This is a genomic window from Vogesella perlucida (assembly GCF_979366545.1).
This window is the reverse complement of sequence record NZ_CEETRO010000011.1, coordinates 92,361-105,032: the sequence shown is the minus strand read 5'-3', so window position 1 is coordinate 105,032 and position 12,672 is coordinate 92,361. Positions and strand designations below refer to the sequence as shown.

Here is a 12,672-nt window from a genome sequence, read left to right as displayed (position 1 = left end):
ACCATGAACGAATTGCCCGAAAACGACGCCACCGGCCTGCCGATTGCCGCCATCGAGCGCGAAACCGGCATCCCCAAAGACCTGCTGCGCATGTGGGAGCGCCGCTACGGCTTCCCGCAGCCCGCGCGCGACGCCGCCGGCGACCGCCTGTATTCGCAGGCTGACCTGGCGCGGCTACGGTTGATCCGCCGCCTGCTGGACCTGGGTTTTCGCCCCGGCAAGCTGATGGCGATGAGCGATGCCCAGCTGCAGGCGCTCACTACCGAGCACACGCCACAGCGCCAGGTATCCGACGTGTGCCAGGGCCTGGTGGCAGCACTACAAAGCCACGACGCGCAAGCCACGCGTGCCTACCTGCGCCACCGCATGCTGGAGCTGGGCCTGCGCCGCTTTGCCTGCGACTTTTTGCCCGAGGCCAACCAGCTGGTGGGCGAGGCGTGGATGCGCGGCGAGCTGCAGATTGCCGAAGAACACTTGTATTCCGAGGCGGTAAGCCGGGTGATGCGCGAAACCCTGGCGGCGATCCCAGCCGGGGTCATGTCGCCACGGGTGATGCTGACCACGCCACCGGGCGAGCTGCACGTACTGGGCCTGCTGATGGTAGAAGCCCTGCTGCGGCTGGACGGCTGCGAGGCCATTGCCTTTGGCGCGCAGATGCCGCTGCAGGACATTGCTTTTGCCGCGGCCAAGCACCAGGTTGACGTAATCGTGCTGTCGTTCTCTGGTGCGTACGAAGGCAACCCGGCCAGTGCCATCGAGCAGCTGGCCAGCCAGCTCCCTGCTGGCGTGATGCTGTGGGTAGGGGGCGGTGGCTGCCGCAGCCTGCGCCAGCTGCCCGCCAATGCGTGCCACTTGGCCGAGCTATCGCAGCTGGACGGGTTGGTGGCGCAGTGGCGTGCCCGGCCTGCCGGCTAGGGTTTGCAAAACCGTGACGACTTGACCATAACAAAGGGGCCAGCAATGTGGCCCCTTTTCGTTAAACCGCTTGTATGGCCTAGTCGTCCATGTCTTTCAGGTTCAGGCGGCGTTCGTCTTCCGGGTCCAGGCCCAGTTTGCCGCGGATACAGGACAGGTACACGTTGACATCCGGCCCGCCGCCGTAGCGCTGCGCCTGCCAGATCATTTCGCCCAGGCAGTCGATCACCTCGTGCTGCGCGTCGTGTTCGCTGCCGGTTTTGGCCAGCAGCTGCTGGTACAGGGTGCGAATGCCGAAGGGCTGGTCGATGGACAGCTGTTCTTCCACCGCCAGGTGCATGCTCATGTGCATGAAGGGGTTGGTTTCGCCTTGCTCCGGCAGCCACTCGCGCTCGCCGTACTGCTCGGGGCGGCTGAGGATGGCGTGGTATTCGGGGTGGGCGGCGATCACGCTAGCCAGCAGCTTTTCCAGGTCGCTGAGCGGGTGGCCGGCTTGCTGTTTTTGCCAGGTATCAAAAAAGAAACGACGGGCATCCTGCCGGCTGGGTGCAAACATGATTGTTGACTGATTTGTTCGGGAAATCAGCATTATACGGAGACACACGCACCATGACCACGCTTGCCAGCTTTACGGCCAACCTGGCCGATGGCCGCCCGCAGCCCCTGGCCGATTACCTGGGCCAGGTGGTGCTGGTGGTAAATACCGCCAGTGAATGCGGCTATACCCGCCAGTACCACGGCCTGCAAGAACTGCAGGCCACCCTGGCTGAGCGCGGCTTTACCGTCCTGGCTTTCCCGTGCAACCAGTTTGGCGGACAGGAGCCAGGCAGCGCAGACGATATCGCCGCGTTTTGCCAGACACGCTTTGGCGTGAGCTTCCCGCTGTTTGCCAAAGGCGACGTCAACGGCCCCGCCGCCAGCCTGCTGTGGCAATGGCTCACTGGCGTGGAAAGCGGCCACCCGCACCCGGTAAAGTGGAACTTCACCAAATTCCTGATCGACCGCAAAGGCCGGCTGGTCAAACGCTACGAGCCGGCGGCCGAGCCACACGAGCTACTGCCGGATATTGAGGCGCTGCTGGGCGGCTAGCTGCCGGTGCGGCACGTAAAAAGACGGCCAGCCTGTTGCCAGGCTGGCCGTCTTTGTCTGCACGCTTACCCGTGGCTTACTTGCGGGTAAAGATGATGTCCCACACGCCGTGGCCCAAGCGGATGCCGCGGGCTTCGAACTTGGTCAGCGGGCGGTAGTCCGGGCGTGGTGCGTACGCTTCGGCGGTATTTTGCAGGTCGGCGTTGCCGTTGAAGACTTCCAGAATCTGGATGGCGTAGTCTTCCCAGTCGGTAGCGGCGTGCAGGTAGCCACCCGGCTTCAGTTTTTTCACCAGTTTTTCTACCAGCGGGGCCTGGATCAGGCGGCGCTTGTTATGGCGCTTTTTGTGCCACGGATCGGGGAAGAAGATATGCACACCGTCCAGGCTGCCGTCGGCCAGCATATTGTCCAGCACTTCTACTGCGTCGTGGCGCAGCAGGCGCAGGTTGGTGAGCTGCTTTTCTTCGATCAGCTTGAACAGGTTGCCTACGCCTGGGCTGTGGACTTCTACGCCCAGGTAGTCGTTATGCGGCATGTTGGCCGCAATCTCGGCGGTAGCACCGCCCATGCCAAAGCCGATTTCCAGAATCTTGGGCGCGTCGCGGCCAAAGGCCTGGGCCAGGTCCAGCTGCTCGGGGCGGTATTCGATACCCCAGCGCGGCATGCCTTCGTCGATGGCGCGTTGCTGGGAAGCGGAGAGGTGGCCCTGACGCAGTACAAAGCTGCGAATGGCACGCTTGAAGCCTGGATTTTCCATGGTGCGAACTCAAAAACTGCAAAAAGATCGCGATGTTACCGAATCTTGCGCCTGCGGGATAGCGCGGCGCGGCGTTGACTTGCCGGTGGCGGGTACTTAGGCTGCGGTCTTGCCTTGTTCAATAGGAAGACGCCATGCCGGGTATGGAAAATATCACGCTGTTTGCCCTGGCCGCGCTGGTGCTGGCGCTGACGCCGGGGCCGGATATGTTGCTGATCGCCTCCCGCAGTGCCAGTCAGGGCGTGCGTGCCGGCTTTGCCACGCTGGCCGGCATTCAGGCCGGGGTGTATTGCCATGCCCTGGCTGCTGCCTTGGGCTTGTCGCAGCTGCTGCAGCTGGTGCCGCTGGCTTACGATCTGATCCGCTACCTTGGCGCGGTGTATTTGCTGTACTTGGCCTGGGGCTGTGTGCGCGGTGGCCAGCCATCGGCGGCGATGGCGGCAAGCACAGGCTTGTCAGCGGGCACCGCTTTTCGCCAGGGGCTGTGGACCAATTTGCTCAACCCTAAAATGGCTTTGTTCGTGCTGGCACTGTTCCCGCAGTTTGTCCCGCCCGCGCATGGCTCGCTGGTCATGTGGTTCCTGTTGCTGGCCACGGTGCTGAATGGGGTAGGGCTATTGGTGAATGGGGCGGTGATTGTGGCGGCCAGCCGGCTGGCGCGAGGTTTGCTGGCCGCCCCTGCCCGACGTTGGCCGCAGTATGTGCTGGGCGGCGTGTTTGCCTTGCTAGCCGGCCGGCTGTTGTGGCAACCGCGCTAGCGCCGCAGCGTGCGCAGCAGGTGGCCTACCGTGGGGTAATGCAGGCAGCCGGGTAGCTCGCGCAGCAGGCGGGCATTGCTCAGGCGGCGCGACTCGGCCATGAATGACCATAGCCCGGGCGATACCTGCTGCTGTACCTGGGCGCGGGGCAGGCGCGGTGCTCGCGGCAGGCCCAGGGTGTCGGCCAGCTGGTCGTACCATTCGCCTACCGGCAGGGGCTGGCTGTCGCAGGCGTTGTACACGCGAATGCCGCTGCGGCGGCGCTGCAGGGCGGCGGCGCACAGGCGTGCCAGGTCGCTGGCGTGAATGTGGTTGCTGATGCTGTCTTCGCTGGCGTTGATCAGCGGGGTGCCGTTTTGCAGGCGGGCCAGCGGCAGGCGCTCGGCGGCGTAGATACCGGGTGCGCGCAGGATGGTGAGCGCGGTGCCGTGGGCGACAGCAAAGGCGCGCAGGCAGCGTTCTGCATCGACCCGGCGCTGGGCGCGGGGGGAGGTTGGCCGCAGCGGAGCGGTCTCGTCCAGCCACTTGCCATCGGCATTGCCGTACACGCCGCTGGTGCTGATATAGACGATTTGCTGTGGTAGACTCCCCGTTTTTGCCAGCTGCGACAAGACCTTGCGCATTCTGGGGTCTATGCGGCCTTGTTCTGGCGGCGGTGCGGTGTACAGCACGGCGTCGGCCAGGCCCGCGATACGCGACAGGCTGTTTTTGTCGTCCAGGTTAGCCAATAGCGGCAGCGCGCCATGCGCGCGCCAGGTGGCGGCAGCTTCCGGGCGGCGTAGCAGTGCAATGACCCGCCAGTGTGGCGTCAGCAGGGGAAGGGCGCGCAAGGCGACATCGCCGCTGCCCAGTATCAACAAGGTTCGCATGCCGGCCATTTTAGCGAAGTTTAAGGGAAGAAGATGACGTGTCAGGTAAAGGTGCTTCCGAGCGGCCATTCTTTTGGCGTAGAAGCGCATGAAACCATTCTGGAAGCGGCATTGCGCCAGTCTGTCGGCCTACCGTACGGCTGCCGCGATGGTGCCTGTGGCGCTTGCAAGGGCAAGGTTGTAGAAGGTGAAGTGGAGCACGGTGGCGCGCAGGACAAAGCGCTGTCGGCAACCGACCGTGCCCAGGGCATGGCGCTGTTCTGCTGTGCCAAACCCAAGGGCGATATCACCATCGAAGCGCGCGAGGTGGCGGGTGTCGGTGATATCCAGATCAAGACCCTGCCGTGCCGCGTGGAAAAAATCGAAAAAATCCACGATGTCGCCGTGCTGAAGCTGAAGCTGCCGGTATCCGAGCGCCTGCAGTTCATGGCTGGTCAGTACATCGATATCCTGATGAAGGACGGTAAAAAGCGCAGCTTCTCCATTGCCAACGCGCCGCACGACGATGCCTTCATCGAGCTGCATATCCGCCATCAGCCTGGCGGCTCTTTCTCCGACTACGTGTTCAACACCATGAAAGAGAAAGAAATCATGCGCTTCAAGGGCCCGCTGGGCTCGTTCTTCCTGCGCGAAGATTCCGACAAACCCATCATCATGGTGGCCAGCGGTACCGGTTTTGCCCCGATCAAGGGCATCATCGAGCACGCCATCCATCAGGGCATGACCCGCCCCATCGTGTTTTACTGGGGCGCCCGTACCCCGGCCGACCTGTATATGGCCGAGATGGCGGGCCAGTGGCAGGCGCAGAACAGCCATATCACCTTTATTCCGGTGGTGTCCGACGCGCTGCCCGAGCACAACTGGCAAGGCCGTACCGGCTTTGTACACCAGGCGGTGCTGGATGATTTCGACAGCTTGGCCGGCTACCAGGTGTACGCCTGCGGCGCGCCGGTGATGGTGGAGGCAGCGCATACTGCCTTTATCGGTGAGCGCAGCTTGCCGGCGGACGAGTTCTTCTCGGATGCCTTCTTTTTGTCCAAGGACATGAGCGGTAGTAAGTAAGTTTTATTGCTATGTGCTGAATGCAACGCCCCAGTCTGCTGTAAGTAGGCTGGGGCGTTGTTTTTCCACAAATGCTTTGAGCTTGGCCGGAATATTTGCTTTATTTAATTATCAATCGGCTCACTAGCGGGTTTCATGCAAAGGGATTCGGAGACATCATGGCACTGGACAGCGTGAATCCCCACTTTCTGGCCAACCTGCAAACGGCTGGCAATACGCTGACGGTTCGTGCCAGCCAGGATATCTATGCGGCCAACGGTATGAAACTGGTGGCACGTGGCGCCAGCATTGATGCCCGTATCAGCGAGCAGCTCAACACCCATCGCTTGCGTCAGCCGCTGGAAACCCAGCTTCAGCTGGATACCAGCCAGCTCGTGACCCAGCTGCGCGATGGCATGCAGCAGTTGTTGGCCGAGGACGCGCTATTGGCCGGCTGGCTGGGCAACCAGGCCAAGGCGCTGCAGCGCGAGCTGGCAGTACTGTCGCTACCGCCGCTGGCCGCCCAGGCCTTGCAGCTGATTGCCAGCCGCTTTCCCGATGTGTTCTGCCATAGCTTGCGCGTAGCCGCATTGGCGTGGAGCCTGGCATCGTCCCCGCGTGATGCGCAGCTGCTGCTGTGCAGTGGTTTGCTGCACGACGTAGGGTATTTGTACCTGCAGCCGGCAGTCTGGCAGCAAACCGGCCCGCTAAGCGCAGACGAGTGGCGCCAGTTTGACGCCCACCCCTTGGTGGGTTTTGTCTGGGCGAGCGAGCTCAAGGCAGTACCCGCCGATGTGGCACAGCTGATTGTGCAGCACCACGAGCGGGTAGATGGCAGTGGCTACCCGCGCCAGCTGCGGGGTGAGGCGATGGGGCAGGCAGCAGAAGTGCTGGCACTGGCAGAAATGGCAGCAGGTATTTTCGAGCACGCCCGCCAGCCGGTGGGCCAGCTGCAAACCGCGCTCAAACTACTGCCGGGGCAATTTTCTGCTGCGGTGCGCTTGCCGGCCCAGTTGCGCGCTGGCAGCCTGCCGCGCGAGGCCGGGCTGCTGCAGCCGGTGGATGCCCTGCAGTCGTCCTTGCACCAGCTGCTGATGCGCTTTGCCAGGGTGCACGAGGTGATGCAGCAGATCGAAGGCCAAACGCTCAGCGAGCCGGGCTGGCAGCTATTTGGCCATCTGGCGCTGCGGCTTAACAGCATTCAGCGTGCGTTTAACAGTGTGGGCCTGGACATGCTGAGCAAGCATGCCATGGAGGGGGAAGATACCCAGGCGATGTGGCAGGAGCTGGCCTGGGTCATGCATGAAACCAACTGGCTATCGCGCCATCTGGCGCGCGATCTGACCCGGCAACGTTTGCATCTGCCGCTGCAAGAGGCCGAGTTGTTCGAACCACTGGCCGTGCTGTTTCTCGGGCTAAGCAGCAAAACCGCCGTGGTGGGCTTATAGCCAGCCAGCTTGCCACAGCTTGGTGTCACCCAGCTCGCGCCAGGGCAGGGTGAAGTGGCGGCGCGACAGTACCGCCTCCAGCGTGACGCGCAGTACTTTTTGCGGGTCCTCCGCGTCGTGCTCTACCTGCACCACCAGAAAATGCTTCTCTCGGTTTTGCGGGGTGGTGGCGGTCCATTTGCTGCCCTGCAGTTTCTTGCTGTTTACCGGCATGGTGTGTCCCTGGTGGCTAGTTGCGTAGCAAGTGGGGTCGGTATTGCCAAAAACAACGCCCCCGGCTGTGGGCAGCGCGGGGGCGGGGTGGGTGGCCAGGGTTGGCCGCTACCTTAAGCGGTAGCTTTTACGTGCGGGGCGATCAGCGGCAGCAGCTGGCCCAGTACTTTTGGCGGGGCGGCCACGATGTCGCCGCTTTCGAACCAGCCGTCTTCGCCGTGCATATTGGTCACGATACCGCCAGCTTCCTGCACGATCAGGCTACCTGCCGCGATGTCCCAGGGCTTCAGGTTGAATTCGAAGAAACCATCTACGCGGCCGCAGGCCACGTTGCACAGGTCCAGTGCGGCAGAGCCTTCGCGGCGTGCACCAGCGGTTTTGCCGATCACGTCTTTCAGGATGGCCAGATGGGTATCCAGCATGCTCTGGTCTACTACCGGGAAGCCGGTGGCGATTAGGCATTCGTTCATGTTGATGCGTTTGGATACGCGGATACGGCGGTCGTTCAGGAACGCGCCTACGCCACGGCTGGCGGTGAACATGTCGTTACGGTTCGGGTCGTAAACCACGGCTTGCTGGATCTGGCCGCGGTGTGCCAGCGCGATGGAAATGCAGTATTGCGGGTGGCCGTGAATGAAGTTGGTGGTGCCATCGATCGGGTCGATGATCCACTCGTACTCGGAGGTGCCCAGACCGCGGCCGCCGGACTCTTCTGCTAGAATCGCATGCTTCGGATACGCATCCAGAATGACATCAATGATGGCTTGTTCGGCAGCTTGATCAACTTCAGACACGAAGTCGTTGTGTTTTTTCTTTTCAACACGCACGGTATCCAGGTTCAGCGATGCACGCTGGATAACGTTGGCTGCACGGCGAGCGGCTTTTACCGCGACATTGAGCATTGGATGCATTGACGGCCTCTAAAATCATACAAAACAAGCGCAGCCCCTTCGTGGGGTGCGCGCTTGTCGTAAACTGTCTGGGTTAAGGAACGATAAACACCGCTTTTGCAGCGGTGTTTTTGAATAGCCCGCGATTCTACTCAAAATTACCCGATGAATAAACCCCAAGTACCTGATTTTTTAAAGAACATTCGCGTCGTGCTGGCGCGCCCCAGCCACCCTGGCAATATCGGCTCGGCAGCACGGGCCATGAAAACCATGGGCCTGACGCGCTTGTATCTGGTTGAGCCGAAAGTGTTTCCCAGCGAAGAGGCCAACGTACTGGCTTCCGGCGCGGTAGACGTACTGGCGCACGCTACGGTGGTCAGCAGCCTGACCGAGGCGCTGTCGGACGTGACCGTGGCCTGTGCGCTGACCAGCCGCCGCCGCGAGCTCACCACGCCGCTGTCCACCCCGCGCGAAACCGCGCCCGAGCTTATTGCCCGCGCACGCGAGGGCGAGCAGGTAGCGCTGGTGTTCGGCAATGAAACCTTCGGCTTGTCGATAGAAGAAGTAGAAATGTGCAACCGCCTGGTAACCGTGCCAGGTAACCCGGACTACTTCTCGCTGAACCTGGCCATGGCGGTACAGGTGATGACCTACGAGCTGTTCAGCCACACCGGTGTGGATGTGAACTACCTGAAAGCCGAAGGCGAGGCCGCCAGCATGGCCGAGGTAGAAAGCATGTGCGGCCACCTGGACAACACGCTGGAAGCCATCGGCTACTACGAGCGCCGCAACAGCGAGCGCCTGATGCGCCGCATGCGTGCATTGTTCAACCGCGCTGGCGTACTGCGCGAAGAAATCGACATCCTGCGCGGCTTCTTCAAGCAGGTGCAGCGCGTCGCCGACGGCAGCCTGCCGCCGCGCGACAAGCAGGGCGAGTAAGCCATGCTGCCCGGCTTGGCGCAGTGCGCGCAGCTGCGCAGCCAGCCGGTGCGCGACCTTGCCTACCTGCTGACGGCGCCGCCACCCTGGCATAGCGGTGTGGAAATCAGCTGCCAGCGCCTGCTGGGGCCACAAGGTTGGCCGCAGCTGCTGGCGCTGGATGCCGACCCCGGCCCGCTGCTGGCGTGGCTGGCAGCACGCCCTACGCGCCGCCTGGGGCTATACGCCGAAGCCCTGCTGGCGTACTGGTTCAGCCACGCACCGCATATCGCGCTGGTAGCGGCCAACCTGCCGGTACGCGACGGCACCCACACAGTGGGCGAGTTTGACTTTTTGCTACGCATAGAAGGCGAACCGTATCACCTGGAAGCCGCCAGCAAGTTTTACCTGCAGCTGGATAGCGCCCCGTATGCGCTGGTCGGCCCCGGCCTGCGCGACGCCTGGTGGCTGAAATACCACAAGCTGGCCAGCCAGCTCACCTTGGCGCAGCACTCCGCCGCCAGGCTGCCCGCCGGTTTCGAGCAGGTAATCCCCTGCAGCCGCCTGACCGGCTGGCTGTTTTTCCCTGCCGATGCAGCCGACACCCACCCCGCCATTCATACCGCAGCCTGCCGTGGCTGGTGGTGCCGTTTGCAGGATGGTTGGCCGCAGCAGCATCCGCATAGCCGCTGGCTGGCCCTGCCGCGCTTGCAATGGCTAGGTCCGGCGCAAGCAGAGGAAGCGGTCACGCAGAGCCTGGCCGCCATGCGCGCGCAGCTGGCGCAGGCCGATGGCCCCTGGCTGCTGGCCGAGCTGCTGCCGGACGCGCAGGGCATCTGGCAGGAGGTGGCGCGAGGTTTTGTGGTGCCCGATAGCTGGCCAGACCCTGACTTACTGGCCACCTTGCTACCCAGGTTGGCCGCATGAAGACGCTGCTGGTGCTGTGGAGCAGCCAGACCGGCCATACCTTGCAGCTGGCCCAAGCGGCGGCCGCCGCAGCGGGGGAGAACGGCAGCGTGGCAGTACGCATCCTGCCAGCCCTGCAGGCGGGTATTGACGAGCTATTGGCCTGCGATGCGCTGCTGCTGGCCACACCGGAAAACTTTGGCTATATGGCCGGCGCGCTGAAAGACTTTTTCGACCGTACCTACTACCCGGCCCAGGGCAAAGTTGCCGGCTTGCCGTACGCGGTGCTGATTAGTGCCGGCAATGATGGCCTGGGGGCACAGCAGGCCATCGAGCGCATCGCACGCGGCTACGGCTGGCGGCAGGCCTACCCGCCACTGCTGGTACGCGGCGTGCCACAAACGGCGGACCTTGCCGCGGCTGCCGAGCTGGGCGCTACCCTGGCGGCGGCGCTGTCCATCGGCATGCTGTAGGCCAAAAAACAAAACGCCCCGGAAGGGGCGTTTGGCATTCGTAGCGGGTGATCAGTGCTGTGCTTGCGAGCAGCCGGCTACCAGCTGTTTCAGTTCTTCCGGTTTCACCAGCTGAATGTGTTTGTGGTCTACCACCAGCCAGCCTTGCTGCTGGAATTTCGACAGGGTACGGCTGACGGTTTCCAGCTTTAGCCCCAGGAAGCTGCCGATTTCTTCGCGGCTCATGCGCAGGATGAAATCGTTGGCCGCAAAGCCGCGAGCTGATAGGCGCTGTGACAAATTCAGCAAAAAAGCGGCCAGGCGTTCTTCGGCTTTCATGTTGCCTAGCAGCAACATCACCGACTGGTCGCGCACGATTTCGCGGCTCATCAGGCGGAAAAAATGGTGCTGCAGGCTGGGGATGTCACGGCCAAGCGTTTCCATGCGGTTGAAGGGCAGCTCGCAGACTTCGCTGTCTTCCAGTGCGATGGCATCGCAGCCGTGCAGGTTGGACGAAATGCCGTCCAGACCCATCAGTTCGCCCGACATGTGGAAGCCGGTTACCTGTTCGCGGCCGTCCTGGCTGGAGACGCAGGTCTTGAAGTAACCGGTACGCACCGCGTACAGCGAGCGGAAGCCCTCGCCAGAGCGGAACAGGTATTCGCCACGTTTCAGACGTCGGCTTTGACGGATCACGGCGTCCAGTTGCGCCATTTCATCGCGGTTCAAGCCTACCGGGAGGCACAGTTCTCGCAGGCTGCAGTTGGAACACGACACTTTGAGTGCGTGCATTGGGTGTGTGTGGTCAGTCATATAGTGTGTTTTCGCCAAGCAAGCGGGCTTGCTTGATACGCGTCAAAGCAAGAAAAGTGGTAATTGCGCAAATTTACCAGCCCACCACCGGTTTTCCAACCAGATTCAATATGACACCCACCACAAATTTCATGCCGACACAGTGTATTTTCGATAGAGAACTTATCGAAAGGTTGGAAGGCTCTGGCCCGCGTTACACGTCCTACCCCACCGCCGACCGTTTTCACGCCGGTTTCGGGGTGAGTGATTACGAGCAGTGGCTGGCGCACCGTGCGATCGGTGCTAACCACCGGCCGATCTCGCTGTATGTGCATGTGCCGTTCTGCAACACCATTTGCTACTACTGCGGCTGTAACAAGATCATTACCAAAGACAAAAGCCGCGCCGATGCCTACCTGGATTACCTGGAAAAGGAAATTCGCCTGGTGGCGGAAAAACTGGGTAGCCGTGAAAAAGTGATCCAGCTGCATTTTGGCGGCGGTACGCCGACCTTTTTGTCGGATGCGCAGCTGGACCGCGTGATGGGCATTATTCGCGAGCATTTCGAGCTGCTACCGGAGGGGGAATTCTCTATCGAGATCGACCCGCGCAAGGTTGGCCGCGACACCGTGCTGCACCTAGCACAGCTGGGTTTCAACCGCATGAGCATCGGTATCCAGGATTTCGACCCGGTGGTGCAGGAGGCGGTGAACCGCATCCAGAGCGAGGAAGAAACCCGCGTGGTGATGGATGCCGCGCGCGAAGCCGGCTTCAAGTCCATCAGTGTGGACTTGATCTACGGCCTGCCCAAGCAAACCGCGCATTCGCTGGAAAACACGGTAAGCCGCGTGATTGCCATGTCGCCAGACCGCATTGCGCTGTACAACTACGCGCATCTGCCTACGGTGTTCATGCCGCAGCGCCGCATTAACGAGGTGGATTTACCCACATCGGCTACCAAGCTGGATATCCTGCAAAACTCGGTCCGCCAGCTGGCAGATGCAGGCTATGTGTTTATCGGCATGGACCATTTTGCCAAGCCGGACGACGAGCTGACGCGTGCCTTGCAGCAGGGCCGCCTGCAGCGAAACTTCCAGGGCTACTCTACGCATGCCGACTGCGACATGATCGGTCTGGGCGTGTCGTCCATCGGTAAGGTGGGGCCGTGTTATACGCAGAACGAGAAGGAGCTGGACGCCTATTACGCCGCGCTGGATGCCGGCCGCCTGCCGGTGCTGCGCGGCATGACGCTGACGCAGGATGATATTTTGCGTCGCAGCGTGATCCAGGCGTTGATGTGCCGCTTCTCGCTGTCGGTAGAGGCGATCGAGCAGACCTTTGCCATCAATTTCGCCGACTATTTTGCGGTAGAGCTGCCGCAGATCCGGGCGTTCCAGAGCGAAGGCCTGCTGACCTTTGACGGTGATTTTCTGATGGTGGCACCCAAGGGGCGTTTCCTGATTCGCAATATCGCCATGATTTTCGACCGCCACCTGCGCGAGCGCGAAACCAAGGCGCGTTATTCGCAGACGATCTGACGCATCGTTTTACCAGATAAAAGCCGGCAGCCTCCTCGTGGGGCTGTCGGCTTTTTAAGCAGGCAAGAAAAAGCCCGCCTGGCTGG

At 61.9% G+C, this 12,672-nt stretch carries 15 protein-coding genes; 9 read left to right on the top strand and 6 right to left on the bottom strand.

Annotated features, from left to right (window positions below; genetic code table 11):
* Positions 1-3: 3 nt before the first annotated feature.
* Entirely contained in the window at positions 4-915 is a 912-nt protein-coding gene (locus tag ACZ9XP_RS15480) for a MerR family transcriptional regulator (protein WP_465188735.1), read from the top strand.
* Between the two features lie 79 nt (positions 916-994).
* Here the strand turns inward: ACZ9XP_RS15480 and ACZ9XP_RS15475 are convergent, their stop codons facing one another.
* The gene (locus ACZ9XP_RS15475) at positions 995-1,471 is read right to left on the bottom strand and encodes a DUF1841 family protein (RefSeq protein ID WP_465188734.1); all 477 of its coding nucleotides are present in this window, start codon (positions 1,469-1,471) and stop codon (positions 995-997) included.
* 53 nt (positions 1,472-1,524) lie between these two features.
* On the opposite strand from ACZ9XP_RS15475, the gene ACZ9XP_RS15470 reads away from it, so the two are divergent.
* On the top strand, positions 1,525-2,004 hold the full coding sequence (locus ACZ9XP_RS15470; RefSeq protein ID WP_465188733.1) for a glutathione peroxidase: 480 nt from the start codon (positions 1,525-1,527) through the stop codon (positions 2,002-2,004).
* Between the two features lie 76 nt (positions 2,005-2,080).
* Here the strand turns inward: ACZ9XP_RS15470 and trmB are convergent, their stop codons facing one another.
* On the bottom strand, positions 2,081-2,761 hold the full coding sequence (gene trmB, locus ACZ9XP_RS15465; RefSeq protein WP_017510263.1) for a tRNA (guanosine(46)-N7)-methyltransferase TrmB: 681 nt from the start codon (positions 2,759-2,761) through the stop codon (positions 2,081-2,083).
* Between the two features lie 134 nt (positions 2,762-2,895).
* On the opposite strand from trmB, the gene ACZ9XP_RS15460 reads away from it, so the two are divergent.
* Positions 2,896-3,519, top strand: a complete 624-nt coding sequence (locus ACZ9XP_RS15460; protein WP_465188732.1) for a LysE family translocator — start codon at positions 2,896-2,898, stop codon at positions 3,517-3,519.
* Here the strand turns inward: ACZ9XP_RS15460 and ACZ9XP_RS15455 are convergent.
* Complete coding sequence (locus tag ACZ9XP_RS15455; RefSeq protein WP_465188731.1) at positions 3,516-4,388, bottom strand: SDR family oxidoreductase; 873 nt, start codon at positions 4,386-4,388, stop codon at positions 3,516-3,518. The genes ACZ9XP_RS15460 and ACZ9XP_RS15455 overlap by 4 nt on opposite strands.
* A gap of 33 nt (positions 4,389-4,421) precedes the next feature.
* On the opposite strand from ACZ9XP_RS15455, the gene ACZ9XP_RS15450 reads away from it, so the two are divergent.
* Positions 4,422-5,450, top strand: coding sequence for a CDP-6-deoxy-delta-3,4-glucoseen reductase (locus tag ACZ9XP_RS15450; RefSeq protein WP_465188730.1), 1,029 nt, complete (start codon positions 4,422-4,424; stop codon positions 5,448-5,450).
* A 158-nt stretch (positions 5,451-5,608) separates the two neighbouring features.
* A complete protein-coding gene (locus ACZ9XP_RS15445) occupies positions 5,609-6,877 on the top strand; it encodes an HD-GYP domain-containing protein (RefSeq protein WP_465188729.1) in 1,269 nt (422 codons plus the stop codon).
* Here ACZ9XP_RS15445 and ACZ9XP_RS15440 read toward each other — a convergent pair.
* Together ACZ9XP_RS15440 and ACZ9XP_RS15435 are read right to left on the bottom strand one after the other, a co-directional pair.
* Positions 6,872-7,090 (bottom strand): TIGR02450 family Trp-rich protein, encoded by a 219-nt coding sequence (locus ACZ9XP_RS15440; RefSeq protein WP_147682985.1) that lies wholly within the window; start codon positions 7,088-7,090, stop codon positions 6,872-6,874. The two genes, ACZ9XP_RS15445 and ACZ9XP_RS15440, sit on opposite strands and share 6 nt — an antisense overlap.
* A 113-nt stretch (positions 7,091-7,203) precedes the next feature.
* Positions 7,204-8,001: an inositol monophosphatase family protein gene (locus tag ACZ9XP_RS15435; RefSeq protein WP_147682987.1), complete on the bottom strand. Its 798-nt coding sequence runs from the start codon at positions 7,999-8,001 to the stop codon at positions 7,204-7,206.
* Between the two features lie 144 nt (positions 8,002-8,145).
* On the opposite strand from ACZ9XP_RS15435, the gene ACZ9XP_RS15430 reads away from it, so the two are divergent.
* From ACZ9XP_RS15430 to ACZ9XP_RS15420, 3 genes are read left to right on the top strand one after another with little or no spacing between them, the layout of a single operon-like run.
* The gene (locus ACZ9XP_RS15430) at positions 8,146-8,919 is read left to right on the top strand and encodes an RNA methyltransferase (RefSeq protein ID WP_147682989.1); all 774 of its coding nucleotides are present in this window, start codon (positions 8,146-8,148) and stop codon (positions 8,917-8,919) included.
* Positions 8,920-8,922: 3 nt separating this feature from the next.
* The gene (locus ACZ9XP_RS15425) at positions 8,923-9,825 is read left to right on the top strand and encodes a DUF1853 family protein (RefSeq protein WP_147682992.1); all 903 of its coding nucleotides are present in this window, start codon (positions 8,923-8,925) and stop codon (positions 9,823-9,825) included.
* Positions 9,822-10,277, top strand: a complete 456-nt coding sequence (locus tag ACZ9XP_RS15420; RefSeq protein ID WP_147682994.1) for an NAD(P)H-dependent oxidoreductase — start codon at positions 9,822-9,824, stop codon at positions 10,275-10,277. The genes ACZ9XP_RS15425 and ACZ9XP_RS15420 overlap by 4 nt, the downstream gene beginning before the upstream one ends.
* A gap of 51 nt (positions 10,278-10,328) precedes the next feature.
* Here the strand turns inward: ACZ9XP_RS15420 and fnr are convergent, their stop codons facing one another.
* The gene (fnr, locus tag ACZ9XP_RS15415) at positions 10,329-11,069 is read right to left on the bottom strand and encodes a fumarate/nitrate reduction transcriptional regulator Fnr (protein WP_147682996.1); all 741 of its coding nucleotides are present in this window, start codon (positions 11,067-11,069) and stop codon (positions 10,329-10,331) included.
* Between the two features lie 110 nt (positions 11,070-11,179).
* Between fnr and hemN the strand changes: the two genes are divergently transcribed.
* Complete coding sequence (gene hemN, locus ACZ9XP_RS15410; protein ID WP_147682998.1) at positions 11,180-12,586, top strand: oxygen-independent coproporphyrinogen III oxidase; 1,407 nt, start codon at positions 11,180-11,182, stop codon at positions 12,584-12,586.
* The last annotated feature ends 86 nt before the right edge of the window (positions 12,587-12,672 follow it).